The following is a 19795-nucleotide window of genomic DNA, read 5'->3' as shown; positions in this document are numbered from 1 at the left end:
AATGCCCAATGCCCAATGCCCAATGCCCAATGCCCAATGCCCAATGCCCAATGCCCCATACCCTACGTTTAATTTCGTCTGCTATTTCCTGGGTTCTCAGGCTGAGGTTTTTGATACTTACCTGGATACTTGCGCTGAAAGTATTCCTCCATAATTTGTAAGATCATGGGCGCAGCAATGCTACCACCACCACCACCGGAATGTTCAGCAAATGCTACGATCGCAACTTCTGGCTGTTCAGCAGGTGCATACGCTCCAAACCAAGCGTGATTTTGCTTAACACGGCCTTTCCACGCTTCAGCAGTGCCACTCTTACCAGCCACTGCGGGAACTGTTGGCTGCTTCAAAGCTTTACCCGTACCTTCAGCTACTACTTTCCGTAGTCCCTGACGGAGAACACTTATAGTTGTCGGCTTCATATTTAAAGATGCTCGCCAGCTTTTTGCTTGTTCATTGTCTTTAAGCAAATGTGGCTGGACTCGATAGCCACCATTAGCGGGCACGGCAAACATGATGGCAACTTGTAAAGGTGTCGTTTGTAAAGCACCTTGACCAATTGACATATTAATGCTGTCACCTACAGTCCAAGGTATCTTCCAAGTTTTCTGCTTCCACGCCTCATCTGGCACTAAACCCTTTGCTTCTTCGTTGGCAAACTCAAAACCAGTTTTTTTACCAAATCCATACTTGCGAGTCCACTCAATTAAAGTTGGGCCGCCGACTCCGCGACCAATTTGATAAAAGAAGGTATCACTACTCCACTGTAATGCTCCGACAAAACCCAATGGCCCGAATCCGGCGTGATTCCATTCGCCAAATCGGGTGCCGCCAAAACTCAAAGAACCGTAAGTTTGCAGGACTGTGCTAGGAGAAAATTTACCAGATTCTAGACCGGCTGTAGTGGTGACAATTTTGAAGGTGCTAGCAGGTGGAAAGGCGCTGAGGGCGCGATTCACCAAGGGATGATCGGCACCTTGGACAAATTCCCAATCTTTTTGGGTGAGTTTCTGCTTTGAGAAAATATTTGGGTCAAAGGTGGGGTGAGATACCATTGCTAAAACGGCACCGTTCTTGGGGTCAAGGGCAACGATCGCACCGTCGCGATCGCCTAAAGCTTTTTCTGCTGTCTTTTGCATATTTAAATCTATGGTCAAGTGCAAATCGTTACCCGGTTTTGCCTGTTTCTCACCCAAAACTCGGAGCGGGCGACCAGCACCATCCACTTCTACTTGCTGACCGCCCCATTCGCCCCGCAGAGTTTTTTCATAAGCTTTTTCAACTCCCATTTGACCAATTACATCACCTAATCTGTAGCCTTCCTGCTTCTTTTCTTTTAACTGACTGCCGGTCAGTTCTCGCGTATAACCTAATACATGGGCTAATTCTTTGGCGTGGGGGTAGTAACGAACGGCTTCTGTATGGATTTCTACATCTTTAAGTTCAGTTTGATACTCTTTCAATGCTGTGATTTGCGCTTCGTTTAAGTCACGAGCAATTCGGATGAGTGAAGAAGAGTTAGCACCTGCCTCTTCTAGTTTCTTTTCCATCTCTTCTTGGGGAACGTCGAGAATTTGAGATAGACGCGCTCCCACTAATGACCACGCTGGCTTGGTATGTGCCATCGGCCACAAATATACAGAGCGAGGATAGCGAGTACTGGCTAAAAGTTTGCCGTTGCGGTCAAAGATATTGCCTCGTTCTGGTTGTTTGGGGATCATCCGAATTCGATTTGATTCGGCTCGTTTTCGGTGGCTTGCTCCTTCAGTAATTTGCAAATATGCCAAGCGAATGCTGATTCCTGTCAGCATCAATAGAGTAAATATAATTAAAAATATCGGCTGGAAACTTTGTCCAACAGTACGTGTATTTTTTTGTCCGCCAAGTGGAGATGGTTTGAGGTAAGTCATAAGGAAAAGAGGATTGCAAAATTAAGATTATCTGTAAATAACTCTGCTAAATTCTTAGCAGGTATTTAAGGGCTAACTAATTGGCAGTAATTAATTGTTTTCAATTGATACCATAAGCTCATCTCTTGTATATGTCTCGACCAAAAGCTTCTTAAATTTTGAACTTTGCACACTAGTGGTCTATCGCATTAATTTTGATGAGTTTGTAGTAAGCACAAAGCGTGTTTAAAAATCTATGACTAAAGTTAAAGTCGTTACTACGAACTTGTTCACCCTTCAAAACTAATGGGATAGACTAGAAAATCTGACGCTGTATACCTGTTTGACTTTTGCTTTGCAGAACTAATCTCCAGTGCTATGTCCTGAACTTTGAGTTTTAGCTTCTGATGGGTCAGGCTGAGGTTTTTGATACTTACCTGGATATTTGTGCTGAAAATAAGCTTCTAGTACTTGTAAAACCATCGGCCCGCAAATAGTACCACCATGTTCGCCAGTATTTTCCCCAAAGGCCACAACCACAATTTCTGGCTTATTACTGGGCGCATAAGCACCAAACCATGTATGATTTGGGCGACCAACACCAGCTTCAGCTGTGCCACTCTTCCCAGACGCTGGGGCAATTGTCGGCACGTCTAAGCGCTTACCAGTGCCTTCACTCACCACCTTTCGCAGTCCGTCGCGGAGAACTTTAATAGTTGTCGGCTTCATATTTAAAGATTCTCGCCAACTTTTTGCTTCTTCGTTATCTTTAAGCAAATGCGGTTGAACTCGATACCCACCGTTAGCAGGGACAGAAAACATAATCGCCGATTGCAGAGGTGTGACTTGCAAAGCGCCTTGACCAATTGACATATTAATGGTGTCGCCAACAGTCCAAGGCATTTTGAAAACTTTCCGCTTCCATGTTTCATCTGGAACCAAGCCTACTGATTCTTCATCACGAAATTCAATACCAGTTCTTTGACCAAACCCGTATTTACGGCTCCATTTGATTAGAGTTGGGCCGCCAACTTTTCTGCCAACTTGATAGAAGAAAGTATCGCTACTCATAGCGATCGCTCTGGGAAATCCTAATGGCCCGAATCCGGCGTGATTCCACTCACCAAATGTCACCCCACCCACGGTAAGAGAACCAAAGGTTTGTAGTATTGAGTCAGGAGAAAATTCACCTGATTCGAGTCCAGCTGTCGTAGTCACAACTTTAAAAGTACTGGCGGGTGGAAAGGCGCTCAGAGCGCGATTGACCAAGGGATGATCTTTACCTTGGACACTTTCCCAATCTTTTTGAGAGAGTTTTTGTTTGGAAAAGATATTTGGGTCAAAGGTGGGGTAAGATACCAACGCTAAAACAGCACCATTATTTGGATCGAGTGCTGCGATCGCACCTCGGTGATTTCCCAAAGCTTTTTCGGCTGCCTTTTGCACATCCAAATCTATGGTCAGGTGCAAATCATTACCAGCTTTTGCCTGTTTCTCTCCTATAACCCGGATTGGTCTACCCGCACCATCCACTTCTACCTGCTGACCACCCCATTCGCCCCGTAGAGCTTTCTCATAAGCCTTTTCCACACCCATCTGACCGATGACATCTCCCAGTCGATAGCCTAACTCCTTCTTGCCTTTTAACTGGTCGGCGGTCAACTCTCGTGTATAACCTAGTACGTGCGCTAATTCCTTGCCGTGGGGATAATAACGTACAGAATCTGTATTAATTTCCACTTCTGGGAGTTCATTTTTATACTCCTTTAATGCCGTAATTTCTGCTTCATTTAAATCGCGAGCAACCCGAATGAGTGAAGAAGAATTAGCACCAGCTTGTTCTAATTTCTTTTCCATCTCATCTTGGGGAATGTTAAGAATTTGCGCTAGACGCGGGCCGACTACAGACCAGGAAGGCTTAGTATGCGCCATCGGCCACAAATACACAGAGCTAGGATAGCGAGTACTAGCTAAAAGTTTGCCATTCCGGTCAAAAATATTGCCCCGTTCTGGTTGTTTGGGAATCATCCGAATTCGGTTTGCTTCAGCTCGTTCTCGGAGTTTTGGCCCATCAACTATTTGCAAGTAAGCCAAACGAGCCTCAATCCCACTGGTCATTAATAGGGTAAATACGATTAAAAATATTGATTGGAAACCACGTCCAACTGTACGTGTATCTTTTTTACTGCCAAGTGATGGGAATAATGACATAAGTATTAATTCAAAATTCAAAACTTGTACTGAGCGACTTGCGTTGAGCGAAGTCGAAAGGAGCCGAAGTATTCAAAATTCAAAATGAATAAATGCAATTCCAGCCAGCCTTTTAGCAATTGCTAAGATGCAATTTTAAGACTTGTTAACTTAATTACAGATTATCTAAATGATAAGCATAGTATATAAATTTACCATAATTGTATTTTTGTTACTGAGTCTGAAATAATCGGACGAGTATATTCTTGAACAATTGTTTTTGGCGGATACAATAAACCAAAGTGTCAAATATAGTCTGCCCAAAAGACTAGAGCAATTGACAAAATCACTTAAGATCGCGGCATTCTACTGAGGATTATGGCTCAAATCGTCATGCAAAATCAGAGGGGGATAACAACTTTTCAGCCACTTGATGTTGAACTGCGTAACGTCTTCAAGTTTTTTAACCAAGAACCAGCAGTAAATGGCATTGATTTGGATGTTAGACAAGGAGAATTTTTTAGTATTTTAGGCCCCTCCGGTTGTGGTAAAACAACAACACTGCGCTTAATTGCTGGGTTTGAAATTGCTGACGCTGGTAAGGTGTTTATTCAGGGTCAGTCCATGACTAATGTGCCCCCTTACCGCCGACCCGTCAATACTGTATTTCAAAGTTACGCTTTATTTAACCACCTGAATGTCTGGAATAACATCGCTTTTGGACTGCGGCTAAAAAAAATACCCAAATCGAAAATTGAAGCTAGAGTCCAAGAAGCTTTAAAACTGGTGAAAATGGAAAGTTTGCGATCGCGCTTTCCCAATCAACTTTCTGGTGGTCAACAGCAGCGAGTCGCTTTAGCAAGGGCCCTAGTCAACCGTCCCACCGTGGTACTACTGGATGAACCTTTAGGGGCGTTAGATTTCAAACTACGTAAAGAAATGCAGGTTGAGTTATCAAATTTACACAAAGACTTGGGGTTAACCTTTGTGATGGTGACACACGACCAAGAAGAAGCATTGTCTTTGAGCGATCGCATTGCCGTAATGAATCAAGGCAAAATTGAACAAATTGGCACTCCCAGCCAAATTTATGAACGTCCCTGTACATCCTTTGTTGCTGATTTTATTGGTGATACTAATTTATTCAGCGGTGAAATCGTCGCGGTAGACTCCTCTAATATTAAAATCTCCACAAAAATGGGACTCTCAATTGTTATTAGCCGCGCTGAGAATACACCAACTGAATTATCACAAGCTGTAGTAGTGAGTGTGCGTCCAGAAAAAATACAGCTTTCGCTTTATCCACCTAATTTGCCAGTTAACTGCTTTGAAGGACGGCTGGTTAACGTTATGTATTTGGGCACACACGTTAATTATGTTATGGAATTAACAAATGGCATTAGGATTAATGTGTTGCAACCTAATACTTTGGGCACTTTACCAGACCGCGACACACTTATTTACGCCTGGTGGGCAGAAACTGATTGTTTAGCTATTAGTCAATAGTTACAATAATTCGTAAAGGGGCTTGAAAGCCGAATGAATTAATTATTAATTTTGTCCGTAATTACGAATTACGAATTACGAACTACGAATTATTTGGTCAATGCTGAATTGGAATTGTAATTACAAACTCCGTTCCTGCTGCTGGTGATGAATGACATTCCAGTTTGCCACCATGTGTTTCTGTAATGATTTGATAACTGATAGACATTCCCATACCTGTGCCCTTACCCACAGGCTTGGTGGTGAAAAACGGATTAAAAACTTGTTGTTGAATCTGTTCTGACATACCTATTCCATTATCAGCGATCGCAATTTTTACCCAACCGGAATCTATCACTGATGTCCGAATGGCGATCGTGGGAGTTAACAACCCAGATGTGAAATTGTCTATTCTTAATTGTGCATTCTCAATTGTCCATTCTTCTAAAGCATCAATGGCATTCGCTAATATATTCATAAATACCTGATTGAGTTGTCGGCCATAACATTCCACTAAAGGTAATGTGCCGTAGTCTTTGATGACTTGAATGGCTGGAAGCTTTGTTGTTTCTTGGAAGCGATGTTGCAATACCATTAGAGTACTATCGATGCTTTCATGAATATCCACTGCTTTAAACTCGGCTTCATCTATGCGTGAGAAGGTTCGTAACGACAGCACAATTTGACGGATGCGCTGAGTACCAACTTTCATCGAACTCAATATTCTTGGTACATCTTTTTGGATGTACTCTAGGTCAATTTCCTCACACAAAGCCTGAAATTCCGAGTTATTACCAGATTGCTGCTGATGGTGAATTATTCGCAACAGGTCTTGAGTATATTCCTCTATATAGGTGAGATTACCGTGAATAAAATTAACGGGGTTGTTGATTTCGTGGGCAACTCCAGCCACAAGTTGACCCAAACTAGACATTTTTTCTGCTTGAATCATTTGTGCTTGAGTTTGTCTGAGTTCTTGAAGAGTTTGTGCTAAATTTTCCGTTTGTTGTCGCAGTTGGTCTTCCATCTGTTTGCGTTCACTGATATCCCTGGCGACACAAACAACGGTGTTTTCAGTCATTCTGGCAATATTCGCCTCAAACCAAACCTCTTGCTCGCCTATAGGCAAGCTATATTCTACCTTCACAGTTTTTTGAGTTAAGAGTGCTTGTTGAATAGAGTTGAGAAAAGAATCTGCACAAGCAGAGGGTAAAACCTCATATATTTTTGTGCCCAGCAGTTCCGCAGGAGGTTGGTAGAGTAAGGGCGCACCACTAGGAGCGATTTTTAAGTATCTTCCTTCGGCATCCAAGACAAGAATTACATCCTGCATAGCGTTGAACAAAGCGAGCAATTCTGCTTGCGAGGCTTTGATTAATTCTTCAGCTTGTTTGCGACTGCTGATATCGCTAATAGCGCCATGAAGACCAATAATTTCACCATCTGAATCGAAAATTGGCGAAGCCACTGACCTCATCCAGCACCAATTTCCATCCTTTTTTTGGTGGCGAAATTCTATTGCGATTCGCTGCCCCTTGGTTTCCACCATTTCTTGAATTTTTCTCTGGGCTAGGGGAAAATCATCAGGATGAAGCAGGGGGGCAAAGGGTTGACCAAGTAGGTCTGAAGGTTCCCATCCTAAAACATTTTTATATTGTGGTGAGACATAAGTAAAAAGACCTTCCACTGACATAGAAAAAATCAGGTCGCTGATATTTTCCACGAGTTGGCGATACTTAGCCTCACTCTCAGCCAAAGCAGTTGCCGCTGCTTGATGATGCCGTCCGCTAATTTTATTTGCTGATTCTACAAAGGTAGAATTATCTGCCAATTTCGACTGTAATTCTATCAGTTGTAAATCCTGTGGGACTTCATCAGTAACTAATTCCCAAATTTGATGTTGTTCGGCTAACAGTGTAGTTGAAGAAAGGTTTTGCAATGCTTCTAGCTGTTGCAGTAATTGGGTATTTTGCTGACGTAAAAGCAATATCTCTTCATTTATTTTTTCAGTACACATATTCAACTCCGATTCAGTTTACTTAGAGCCAGTCCTGAGTTAGGCAGGACTTATACCAATTCAAAATTCAAAATTCACGCATTAAGAAAGTGAAAATTAGCATAGGTTTTATGGTTTGCATCTGTATCATATTTTTTGTGAATTGGTATTACGTAAAAATTGCTAAAAGCTTAATTTATCCAACTGCCTTTTCTTCCAGAGGCTTCCGCTAAGGTAAAGCGTCTCAGAAGATGCCTTTTCTGCATGAACGTTACGCGATCGCCTGCAAGTAGGGTGACAGAATCTTCTTAGCTAAAGTTGATCTACTCAGTACTGTTTATTGCCGCACTGGAATTGCAATTATAAACTCTGTACCTTTTCCTGGGAAGGAGTTACAGTGTATTGAACCCCCGTGTTTTTCCACAACAATTTGACGGGCGATCGCCAACCCTAATCCCGTACCTTTCCCCACGGATTTCGTAGTAAATAAATTGTCAAAAATATTTTGTTTTATCTCTTCACTCATCCCCTTGCCATTATCAGCAATGGCTATTTTTACATAGTTATTTTCGATTGAAGTGGTAACTGTAATTCGGTTGGGATTAGCTTTGATGTTTTGAAGATTGCGCCCGGTATTCGATTCATCTAATGCATCAATGGCATTGGCTAAGATATTCATAAACACCTGATTTAATTGCCCAGGAAAGCATTCAACTTGAGGTAGATTACCGTAGTTAGTGACAACTTCAATTGCGGGACGTAGTTCATTTGCTTTGAGACGATGCTTGAGAATGAGAATAGTACTATCGATACCTTCGTGGATATTAAACGGCACTTTGTAATCGCGATCGGCACGAGAGAAAGTGCGTAAACTGGTGCTAATATTTTTGAGTCTGTCGCACGCCATTGTCATCGAATCGAGCATTTTGGGCAAGTCTTCTAAGGTATATTCCAAGTCAATTTCTTCGGCATGGTCGAGGATTTGTTCGCTCTTATCGGGTAAAGTTTCTTGATAGAGTTTTAAGTGGTCAACAATATCAGTAAACGTTGGTTTAGCTTGTTTGAGACTGGCAGAAATAAAACCTAAAGGATTATTCATTTCATGGGCGACACCAGCAACTAAGTTACCCAACGCAGACATTTTCTCACTTTGAACAATTTGTAATTGGGCTTGTTGCAAACCAAGTTCTGCTTGCTTGCGATCGCTGATATCTAAAAACAATCCATCCCAAACCAATGAGCCATCCGGGCGCTGTTCAACTCTAGATTCGCCGTGAAGCCATTTGACGATTCCTGACGGAGTGACGATTCGCCCCTCCCACCACCAGGAAGATCGAGCTTGAACGGTGTCAGTGTAAGTTTGCAGGTAAGAAGCCACATCATCTGGATGTATCATTTTGTCGAGAAAATCGGGATCGGCAGCAGCTTTTTCTGGGGTAATTTCGTACAAATTGTAACAGTCGGCACTGATGTAGTTTAACGAGAGGATGCCATCAGCACTCATCTGGTATTGACAAACCACCCCAGGCACATTGTCTACTAAGTTGTGGAAGCGAGACTGGGCCGTCTTCAACTCCGACAGCGATTCTAAGGAACGTTCGTAAAGTTGGGCATTTTCCAAGGAAATGGCGGCTTGAGCGCAGAGTAAGTTGAGCAGTTCGACGCGATCGCTTGTAAACGCCCCTGTGACTAAACTGTTTTCCAGATACAAAATCCCCATCAACTTGCCTTGATGCAAAATCGGGCTACACAAAATACTCTTGGGCTGCTGGCGTATGATATAGGGGTCGTTGGCTAAGGTGGAATCTGCTGTTGCATCCAGCAGGACAATAGTCTGACTGTTGTGCAAGACTTTGTAAATGAGCTTTTGGGGAATATCCTGACTCTCTTCCACAGGAATTTTCTGCAACACCACTGGTTCTGTTCCCAAAGTCATTGACCCTTTAATCAACAGGTGACTGTCTCGCAACAGCATTAACACGCATTTATCAGCCCCGGCATTTTCGATGACGATTCTCAGTAACGATGCAAGCAGTTTCTCCAGTTCGATTTCACTAGAGATAGTGTGAGAGGCTTTGAGAATCGCTTTTAAATCTAGGATATCTGAGACACTACTGCTAGAACTCGTAGAAGTGGAGGTGACAGTCCCCAAAGCGAAGATAGTTTCGTTAGTTGAGAGCGCCGAACGGGTTTGCTGTAATATGGGGCTAAGTAATTGCCGATAGCGTTTTTCCAAGTCGGCGACTTTGGCTTTCGCTCCCCAGCGAGCATAGGCGTAGTAAGCGTTTGTGATGTATTCTTGGGCAATGCGCTGTTTGCCCCAGTCGAGGTAAAATTTGGCGGCTAGTTCGTTGGCAAGTGCTTCTTCTTGGATATAACCGTGTTCTTTAGCAACAGCAATGGCGCGATCGTACTGCTCGATCGCCTCAGCTTTTTCAGCTAACACTCGATGCTTTTCTGCTTCGACCAAATGCCACTTGTGCAAGTAGTTCATCGGTGCATGGTGCGATCGCTTCTGCAACTTTGCCTGATTCTCTGCTACCCGTTGCAAGCAATCGGCCAAATCAGAATCCTCACTACAATCTCCGGTTAAAGCAGCAAGAGAGTCATAGAAGTAAAAGATTGGCACCGTAACAAGACCTGCCCCTGCTGTTAAATACTGTCTGCCCTCAGTCGCAATCTCTAACAGGGATTGTGCCGTTTCACCAAACAAGTAGCCAAGAATCAGTTTGTGCAGATAGAAGAAATGAAGCCCCATTAGATCGTTCGCTGCCAACAACTGGGGTAGCAACTGCGCCTCGTCGCACAGATCGCCCACAGAAAGCTGGGGATTCTGAGCGTTGCCCAACAGGTTAAAAACCGCCTGTCCGAGCATTTGAAAGTAGTTAAACGTCTGAACCTGTTTGAGATTCTTTGGCATCTGACTGTAGGCGTTGATGTCTTGCTCCAGCGTTCCGAGTTCCTGACTGCTGAAGTAGGCATTTTTGCAGCTATGAAGTGCGGCATAACCTGCAAATTCCAAATCTCCGGTGTCTAATCCAATTTGGTAGCCTTCCCGTAGAACTTGCACTGACGTTTGCAGATGAGTAGTTCCATGCAGAACCAGCGCCCCTGCTATAACGCGGGTTCTACATTCAACTTCCTTAGCATTGAGTTTTTCGATGACCGCTAACCCTAGCTTGCCAGCTCGATCTGCCGCTTCTATGTCTTCTAAAATGCCATTCAAGAGCAGACCATAGTGGGCATAAAAGAAGGCAGAGAATGGCGCATTGCCGTATTGAATCGAGGCATTCACCTGCGACAGAATTAGTAATGGATATAAGGATGGATTTGTAATATAAATAACTGATGCAGCGCTGGCGGCAATTTTTATCGCTGCTAGAGGTTCACCTGCCGTCATGGGAGGCAGGTATAATAACTCCTCGATCGCTCTATCGGCCAACAAGTTGACTGTATTCTGAAATCCCTGCTGGATATCCTCTTGCGTGGGGAAATCGGGCAATTGAATACCTAATTGACTTAACACTTGTTTCGCCAGGTCGCTCGCTTCTAACAGTTGATGCTGCAATGTATGATTTTGAATTTGAATTTCGTAGATTTTCACCCGATCGAGCAGCGTCTTCGCTTGCTGCAACACGATGTAAGACCAACGTTCCATTTGCTCAAAATCTCTCGAAAGAAAGGCATTTTCCGCCGCTAATTCGTGCAGCATTAGTGCCAATTCATACTGACTTTGCCAGCAATCAGGGGTTAACAGCGTGATTCCCGTAGTTGCATAGGTTATAGCAGATTCATAGGCGGTTGCAGACCGGGCTTTTTTTGCGGCGAGTCCGTTTAACTGGGCAATTTTCTCTCGTTCTGCGGGTTCAACGACCAATTTCAATCCCCTGTTCAGGTGATTGACGATATCAAATAATTTGTTGTTCTGTTCTATGTCCGATGTATAGTCGAGCAGCAGTTGACCTATTTTCAGATGGATCGAAGCTTTCCGATCGTCAGGAATCAGGGAATAGGCGGCTTGCTGGACGCGATCGTGTAAAAATTTGTAAGCAACTGTCAATTGTTCTCGCTCATCGAGCGCTGGTTGTACTTCGTCTACGAATGACAAATGACTAATGACTAATGACTCTTGTTGGTAAAACTTATAAACTTCACTAATTGGTAAAATTAACCCTTCTTGCAAGCCTTTCCATAACGCTGCCGCTACGTCTATTTGGGTTTGTTCTGCAACAATTGCTAGAGTATTCAAATCAAACTGCGCCCCGATGCAAGCTGCCAATTTGAGAATTGTTTGGGTTTTTAGTGGCATTTTCTTTAGTTGCACTGCCACAAACTCTACGACATTATCAGTGAGCGAGAGCGATCGCACCTGAGTAATGTCGCACTGCCAATAGTTACCGTCAAAGTTAAAGGTAATTAATCCATCTTCATACAATGCTTTGAGAAATTGTGTGGTGAAGAAGGGATTACCTTTTGTTTTGCTCATCACCAGTTCGGTCAACGGTAACGCCAAATTTAGAGAACAACTAAGCGTATCTGCAACTAACTGGTTTATCGATGCCCGATTCAGGGGAGCTAGAGTAATAGTATTGATGGTTGCCTTTGCTTTTTCCAGCTCTTGCAGCGTCAACATCAATGGATGAGCTTGTGAAACTTCGTTATCCCGGTATGCGCCGATCGTCAAGAGATACTGATTATCAGCTTTACTCATCAACAGGTGCATCAACTTCAGCGATGCCGAATCTGCCCACTGCAAGTCATCAATAAATATGACTAGAGGATGTTCTTTTGTGGCGAACACTTGAATAAATTTTTCAAACAGTAAGTTGAAGCGATTTTGAGCAGCACTGCCAGAAAGGTCGGGTACAGAAGGTTGTTTGCCAATAATGCGCTCTAGTTCGGGAATCACCTCAATAATTATTTGTCCATTTTCTCCAAGTGCTGCTAATATTTGCTTTCTCCATCGCTCTAGCTGGAGATCGCTTTCGGTTAATAATTGCCCCATTAAATCTCGAAATGCTTGGACAAAAGCAAAGAAGGGAATATTCCGTTGAAATTGGTCGAATTTTCCTTTGATGAAATAACCGCGTTGCTTGACAATAGGTTTGTGAACTTCGTTGACGACCGCTGTTTTTCCAATGCCGGAAAACCCAGCGACTAGCATCATTTCTGTTGCACCAAGGCTAACTCTTTCAAAGGCTTGTAATAGAGTTTCAACTTCGGTTTCTCGTCCATAGAGTTTATCGGGGATGAGAAAGCGATCGCACACATCCTGCTGCGCTATTTCAAAGCCTTCAACCCTACCAGAAATTTGTAGTTGATGTAAACATTTTTCTAAATCAAATTTCAACCCCAATGCACTTTGATATCTATCTTCGGCGTTTTTCGCCATCAACTTCATGACGATATCTGAAAGCACCTGTGGAATTTCTTTTTTTGTTTTGCTCGTCAATTTCTCTGGAAGTTTTGCAATATGAGAATGTACCAACTCCATAGGTTCGTTGGAGGCAAAAGGTAACTCTCCTGTGAGGAATTCATAAAAAGTTACACCGAGTGAGTAGAAGTCTGTGCGATAGTCAATCCCTCGATTCATTCTGCCTGTTTGTTCGGGAGAAATATAAGCAAGTGTTCCTTCTAACACGTTGGGATTGACGAGGGTTTGGGTTTCTCTTGGTAAAAGTGATGCAATACTAAAGTCAATTAATTTAATTTGTTTGGTTTCGGGATTAATTAATATATTGCTGGGTTTAATATCTTTATGGATGATGCGCTCTTTGTAAAGTAAATTTAAGGTGTCGCACAGAGCGATCGCAATTTCTAAAAACTCCTGTAGAGATTGTAGATTCCCTGTGAATTTCCATTCTTTGAGAGAAATCCCGCCAAAATCTTCCATCACCAGTGCATAGCCATTTTGATAAGGTTCTAGGCTATAAGTTTGAACTATTAAAGGTGAATTAAGATTTTTGGCAATGGTATACTGATTGCGAAACGATAAGAGTTCGCTGAAATTGGGATAGGGATTTTTCAGTAGTTTAATGACTATCGCTAAGGAATCAGTTTCTCGATATCCTCGATAAACGAGTGTTCTCGAACCATTGTAGAGTTCTTCAATTAAGCGGTATCCAGGAATTCTCACAAAAGTGCTGACCATAACTGCTGAAAAAGTGATGATTTACAGAGATAGTATTCCCAGATATCTCAAGCTATTTAGGAACCAGAATAAAAATTTACACCGGAATTTCAATGAGAAATTCTGTACCTTCACCGATAATAGAGTTGCAATACAATTTGCCGCCGTGGGTTGATTCAACAATTTGACGGGCGATCGCTAATCCTAAACCCGTTCCTTTTCCCACAGATTTCGTTGTAAACAAATGGTCAAATATCTTTTGTTTGACTGTTTCACTCATGCCATTAGCATTATCAGCAATCGTTATTGTAACCCGATCGTCTTGCGATGAGGTTTTAATTGTAATCTTGTTAGGTTTTTTTTGGATTTCTGCAAAATTCCGCCCAGTATTCGACTCATCTAAGGCATCAATGGCATTAGCTAGGATATTCATAAACACCTGGTTTAATTGTCCAGGAAAACATTCAACTTCAGGCAAATTGCCATAATCGGTTATTACTGCAATTGCTGGACGTTGATCGTTGGCTTTGAGGCGATGTTTGAGAATTAAAATTGTACTTTCAATCCCTTCATGAATTTTAAATGGCACTTTGTAATCTTTATCAGCGCGGGAGAAAGTTCTTAAACTAGTACTGATATTTTTCAGGCGATCGCACGCCATCACCATTGAATCAATTGCCTTGGGTAAATCTTCTAAACTATAATCTAAGTCAATTTCTTCTGCATGGTCAATAATTTCAGCACCCGGATTAGGTAAACTTTCTTGATAAAGTTTCAAGTGTTGCACAACATCGGCAATAGTGGGTTTAGTTTGTTTGAGACTTGCAGCAATAAAGCCCAAAGGATTATTCATTTCATGGGCTACACCAGCAACTAAATTACCCAGTGCAGACATTTTCTCACTTTGAACAATTTGTAATTGGGCTTGCTGTAAATCTTCTAAGGCTGTTCCGAGTGCTTGAGATTTTTCTGTCACTGCTGATTCAGCTTGTTTGCGATCGCTAATATTAATCGTTGTCCCAACTACGCGATAAACTTTGCCCGTCTCATCTTTTAAAGGGCTGAGTGTGGTTAAAAACCAAATTTTCTGGTCATTAAATGTTAAACATTCTTCATAGGTGATCGGTGTTCCAATTTGGAAACAATGCAGATATTTTTGCTCGATTGCTGCAACTTCATTAGGAGCCATTAATTCTTGCGGACTTTTACCCAGTACTTGAGAAGCAGGTATACCAATCACTATTTCGCATGATTTACTCCATCCTGTATACTCAAACCTACCATTATCACGGATATCAGTCACAAAAATAAGACAGCCAACACCTTCATAAATACTATTGAGGAACTTTTCTCGCTCTTGGAGATGATTATATAACTGGGCATTCTCCAAAGAAATTGCAGCTTGAGTGCAGAGGAAATTTACAATAGAAAGGCGATCGCTAGTAAATACGCCTTGAGTCAGTTGATTTTCTAGGTAAAGAATCCCTACTAAACGCCCTTGATTAAGAATCGGGGTACATAATACACTCTGGGGTTGTGTTCGCTGCATATATTCCCCAATCAACCCAATGGTATCTGTTTTGCAATTGTCTATAACAACTGTTTGTTGGGTATTTTTGACGTAATTGATAATTTTTGCAGGAATCTCTTGACAATTAGCGAGTGATTGTGGCTCCAGAATGGTTTGTATTTGGTCATGATTGATAAAGGTAATTGCCCTAACTTGCCAATTATCACCAGATACTTTCTTCAATAAGGGTTCTCCCCGCACGGCAGTGTCCTCATCTTGGGGAAGAATTAGTACAACTTTCTTCGCGCCAGAGTTTTCTAGGATAATCTGGGTCAAGCTGGCAATGAGTCGATCTAATTCCAGAGAACCGGAGATAGCTTGAGCGGCTTTAAGAACAGAGGTAAAATCTAATGTCTGGGAAATACCAGTACTGCCAGTGGTAGAAGTGCGAGTAGATGAGGAAGTGCCGCGAAAGCTAATAGTTTCTAAGGTATTGAAGTTGATTCGTTGCTGTTGCAGAATCGATTGGAGTAGTTGGGGATAGCGTTTTTCTAAGTCTTCTATTTTGGCTTTTGCACCCCAACGAGCGTAGCAGTAGTATGCTTCTTGCATATATGCTTGGGCAACTCTTTCTTTACCCCAATCAAGGTAAAATTTTGCTGCTAGTTCGTTGCCAAGTGCTTCTTCGTTAATGTATTCGTTTTCTTTGGCAAGGGAGATGGCGCGATCGTAATGTTCAAGTGCTTCTGCTTTATTGCCCAACACTCGTTGTTTTTCAGCCTCAACTAAATGCCATTTATGTAGATGATTCATGGGAGCATTTTGCGCCCATTGCTGCAAAGTGGTTTGATGGGTTTCTACCAAGGCGAGAAATTCGGCTTGCTTTGGCTCTGGCTGTGCCAACAAGAGCGCTAAATGCGTCAGGGCTGCATAGAAATGAAAAATGGGAATAAAAATCATGCCTGATACTGCCATCAAATACTGTTTGGCTTGGGCGTTATGGTCTAGGGCAGCCGTGTAGTTACCAAAAATGTAGGCAAGTATCAGTTTGTAAATATAAGCAATAGCGATCGCCGAGAGATCCTTGTCTTGATGGTGCTTAGGAAGCATTGCTGTTTCATTGTAGGCAGTGCCAATTAAGCAATCCGACAGAATACGGGCTTCCCTCAAGTTCTCCACAGTCTGCTGCATCATATCCAAATAAGTCAGGGCAGAATGTTGTTTTACCTGCACTAAGACAGCCCTGTAACCTGCTATTTCGGGTTCCCAAATGTCCAGTTCTACCCCAGCAAAAAATTTGGCAATGAAGTAATTGAGCGAGTTGTAGCCAGCGTTGAGAAAATCACCAGTTTCCATACCAGTCGCATAGCCATCTTTCATCGTCAGCATCGTTGCCCTGAGAGATTCCTGATGATGTTGAATCCAGGCCGCAAACAGAAGTAGAATCTTACACTTGAATTCCCCGACATTAAATCGGTCAAGCAAATTCATTGCTAATCGCCCAAAGCTATAGCCTGTTTTCACTTCTGACAAAAAGGCACACAACACCATACCGTGAATCATATACCCCACCGTTGATGCAGGTGCATTCCCAAACTGGAGTGATAAACTCACCATCGTTGCGCTCAGTATGGGCAGTAATCCGGGCATTGCCTGTAGAATCGGTGAAAATAATATTCCTAAGAGTTGCATAGCTGCCTGAGTTTGGCGGTCGCTCATCACAGGTAGATCGACTAATTCTTCAATCCCTCTGCCGCTTTGAAGGCTGGCTACAGTCTGTAGCACTTTGCCAATTTTGGCTTCGTCAGGTGCAGTGGGGAGTTCAATCCCCAATTGAAAGAGTGCATCTCTGCCAACTGCGATCGCTTCTAATATTCTGGTCTGGGCTGTCTGGGCAGCAATTTGAATTTCGTAAATTTTAACTTTGTCTAAAATCGTCTGGGCTGATTTCAACACCTGTACTGCGATCTGTTCCATGCCATCAAAGTCAGCATTCAAGTAGGCGGCTTCGGTGGCGGCAACGTAGAGACTCAGGGTCAATTCATATTGTTCTTGCCAGCAATTCGCTGTAAGTAGCTCAATTCCAGTTTGTAAATAGGCTCTAGCAGCAGCGTAAGCGGTAGAATTTTTGGCTTTATCTCCTGCTGCTAAGTTAAGCCGAGCCAAGGCTTCTCGTTCGCTTAATTGAGTGATTAACTCTTGCCCTAAATTCAAATGTCCAACAATATCAAACAGTTTTTCTTCTTGTTCTATTTGAGAGGAATTTTGGAGAAGTAATTGACCAATTTTGAGATGAGTTGCTTGTTTTTGACGATCGGGAATTAGAGAATAGGCAGCTTGTTGTACTCTGTCATGTAAAAATCTATAATAAGCTGTCCTTTGTCCTTTATCCTTTGTCATTCGTTCGCTCTTTTCTAATGACCCCTGACCACTCGCCCTGAGCGGAGCCGTTCGCGTAGCGTCTCGTAGAGAAGGGACGACCAATGACAAATCTTGATAAAACTTATAAACATCACTAATCGGTAAAATCAACCCTTCTTGTAAAGCTTTCCATAAACTAGCAGCCGTTTCAATTTCTGATTCTTGCGAAACAATTGCCAAAGTTGCTAAATCAAATTGATTGCCAATACAAGCAGCTAACTGCAACACTTTTTGAGTTGATTGAGGCAGTCTTTGTAATTGAAATATCATGAAATTCACAACATCATCTGTCACCGCTTGCTGATTGATTTGGGTGATATCACATTGCCAATATCCTGATTCAAAGTTAAATTCAATTAACCCATCTTGGTGTAGTGCCTTGAGAAACTGGATGGCAAAAAACGGATTACCTTGAGTTTTCTGAAATACCAATTGAGAAACAGGTAATGCCGAATCTTTTGTACATTTCAGTGTATCAGCAACTAATTGATTTACTTGCGATTGACTCAGAGGCGCTAAAGTAATCGTATTAATTGTAGCTGCTGTTTTTTGGATATCATTCAAAGTCAAAATTAATGGATGTGCTGAATTGATTTCGTTATCACGATAAGCACCAATTAAGAAAAGATGTTTGGTATCAGCCATTAATAACTGTATTAACATCAACGATGCTGAATCTGCCCATTGTAAATCATCTAAAAACATCACCAATGGATGTTTTTCACTGGTAAAGACTTGGGTAAATTTCTGAAATAATAAATTAAATCTATTTTGTGCGGCAGTTCCTGATAATTCTGTAACAGGTGGTTGTTGACCAATAATTCTTTCTAATTCCGGGATGACTTCAATAATTACCTGTCCATTATCACCCACAGCCGCTAGAATATTGGTTTTAAATTGCTGGATTTGAGCATCGCTTTCGGTTAATAATTGCCCGATTAAATCGCGGAAGGCTTGCACAAAAGCACTAAAGGGAATATTTCGTTGAAATTGGTCATATTTCCCTTTGATAAAATAACCGCGTTTTTTGACGATAGGTTTATGAACTTCGTTAACTACAACGGTTTTCCCAATACCCGAAAAACCAGCCACCAGCATCATTTCTGTCACACCTGTACTAACGCGCTCAAATGCTTGCAGGAGAGTTTTTACTTCTGTTTCTCGTCCATAAAGTTTATCAGGGATAATAAAGCGATCGCACAGATCCCGTTGAGCAATTGGAAAACTTTTAATTTCACCAGTTTCTTGGAGTTGAGATAAACAAGTTTCTAAATCAAATTTCAATCCCAATGCACTTTGATAGCGGTCTTCAGCATTCTTTGCCATTAATTTCATGACAATATCTGACAACACTTGCGGAATCTCTTCATTTTTAACTTCCTGAAGAGATGGTGGAAGTTTTGCTAGATGACAATGTACCAACTCCATCGGATCGTTTGAATGGAACGGTAACTCACCCGTAAGTAGTTCATAAAAAGTGACACCTAAAGAATAGAAATCAGTCCGATAGTCAATCCCCCGATTCATTCTTCCTGTTTGTTCAGGAGAAATATAACCAAGTGTCCCTTCCAAGACATTGGGATTCATCAGTGTTTGAGTTTCCCGTGGTAGTAGGGATGCAATACTAAAGTCAATTAATTTAACTTGTTTTGTGTCTGGATTAATTAAAACATTGGCGGGTTTGATATCTTTATGAATAATCCGATCGCGATACAATATATCTAAGGTGTTGCACAGTGCGATCGCTATTTCTAAAAACTCCATCAAAGATTCTAAGTTTCTCCCCACTACTTCGGCTTCGCTCAGTACAAGTCCCCAATCCTTGAGAGAAATCCCCCCAAAATCTTCCATTACCAACGCATAACCATTTTGATACGGTTCTAGGCTATAAGTTTGGACAATTAGAGGTGAGTTGAGATTTTTCGCTATGGTGTACTGATTGCGAAACGACAAAAGTTCGCCAAAACTCGGATAAGGATTTTTCAGCAGTTTGATCGTTACGGGTAATGAGTCAGTCTCTCGATACCCTCGATAAACGATGGTTCTAGAACCATTGTAGAGTTCTTCGCTAACCTGATATCCGGGAATATTGACTCTCGTACTAACCATACTGCTAAATCTTTAAGACTCCAGATATAGTGTTCCCAGATATAAAGCGAACCCGTCGCTCCCCGACT

Annotated in this window: 6 protein-coding genes; 1 reads left to right on the top strand and 5 read right to left on the bottom strand. The window is 42.1% G+C overall.

The window, feature by feature from the left end; genetic code table 11:
* Positions 1-68: 68 nt before the first annotated feature.
* Complete coding sequence (gene mrdA, locus RMX89_RS23400) at positions 69-1907, bottom strand: penicillin-binding protein 2 (RefSeq protein WP_322690625.1); 1839 nt, start codon at positions 1905-1907, stop codon at positions 69-71.
* Between the two features lie 342 nt (positions 1908-2249).
* Positions 2250-4097, bottom strand: a complete 1848-nt coding sequence (mrdA, locus tag RMX89_RS23395; protein ID WP_322685201.1) for a penicillin-binding protein 2 — start codon at positions 4095-4097, stop codon at positions 2250-2252.
* A gap of 357 nt (positions 4098-4454) precedes the next feature.
* On the opposite strand from mrdA (RMX89_RS23395), the gene RMX89_RS23390 reads away from it, so the two are divergent.
* Positions 4455-5582 (top strand): ABC transporter ATP-binding protein, encoded by a 1128-nt coding sequence (locus tag RMX89_RS23390; RefSeq protein WP_322690624.1) that lies wholly within the window; start codon positions 4455-4457, stop codon positions 5580-5582.
* Between the two features lie 97 nt (positions 5583-5679).
* Here the strand turns inward: RMX89_RS23390 and RMX89_RS23385 are convergent, their stop codons facing one another.
* The 3 genes from RMX89_RS23385 to RMX89_RS23375 form a co-directional block, all read right to left on the bottom strand.
* Positions 5680-7578 (bottom strand): PAS domain S-box protein, encoded by a 1899-nt coding sequence (locus RMX89_RS23385; protein WP_322690623.1) that lies wholly within the window; start codon positions 7576-7578, stop codon positions 5680-5682.
* Positions 7579-7894: 316 nt separating this feature from the next.
* On the bottom strand, positions 7895-13708 hold the full coding sequence (locus RMX89_RS23380; RefSeq protein WP_322690622.1) for an AAA family ATPase: 5814 nt from the start codon (positions 13706-13708) through the stop codon (positions 7895-7897).
* Positions 13709-13784: 76 nt separating this feature from the next.
* Positions 13785-19727 carry an AAA family ATPase gene (locus tag RMX89_RS23375; RefSeq protein WP_322690621.1) on the bottom strand — a complete coding sequence of 1981 codons (5943 nt, stop codon included), beginning with the start codon at positions 19725-19727 and terminating at the stop codon, positions 13785-13787.
* Between the last annotated feature and the right edge of the window lie 68 nt (positions 19728-19795).

It is taken from the genome of Nostoc sp. DedSLP04 (assembly GCF_034530775.1).
In the GTDB taxonomy this organism is placed as follows: Bacteria; Cyanobacteriota; Cyanobacteriia; order Cyanobacteriales; family Nostocaceae; genus Nostoc.
The sequence above is the reverse complement of the archived record's forward strand: the minus strand, read 5'-3'. Positions and strand labels throughout refer to the sequence as shown.

Bases quoted from the DNA above. Each gene is read 5' to 3' on its own strand.
- RMX89_RS23385 (WP_322690623.1), bottom strand. From the start codon at position 7,578: ATGTGTACTGAAAAAATAAATGAAGAGATATTGCTTTTACGTCAGCAA.
- mrdA (WP_322690625.1), bottom strand. From the start codon at position 1,907: ATGACTTACCTCAAACCATCTCCACTTGGCGGACAAAAAAATACACGT.
- RMX89_RS23375 (WP_322690621.1), bottom strand. From the start codon at position 19,727: ATGGTTAGTACGAGAGTCAATATTCCCGGATATCAGGTTAGCGAAGAA.
- mrdA (WP_322685201.1), bottom strand. From the start codon at position 4,097: ATGTCATTATTCCCATCACTTGGCAGTAAAAAAGATACACGTACAGTT.
- RMX89_RS23390 (WP_322690624.1), top strand. From the start codon at position 4,455: ATGGCTCAAATCGTCATGCAAAATCAGAGGGGGATAACAACTTTTCAG.
- RMX89_RS23380 (WP_322690622.1), bottom strand. From the start codon at position 13,708: ATGGTCAGCACTTTTGTGAGAATTCCTGGATACCGCTTAATTGAAGAA.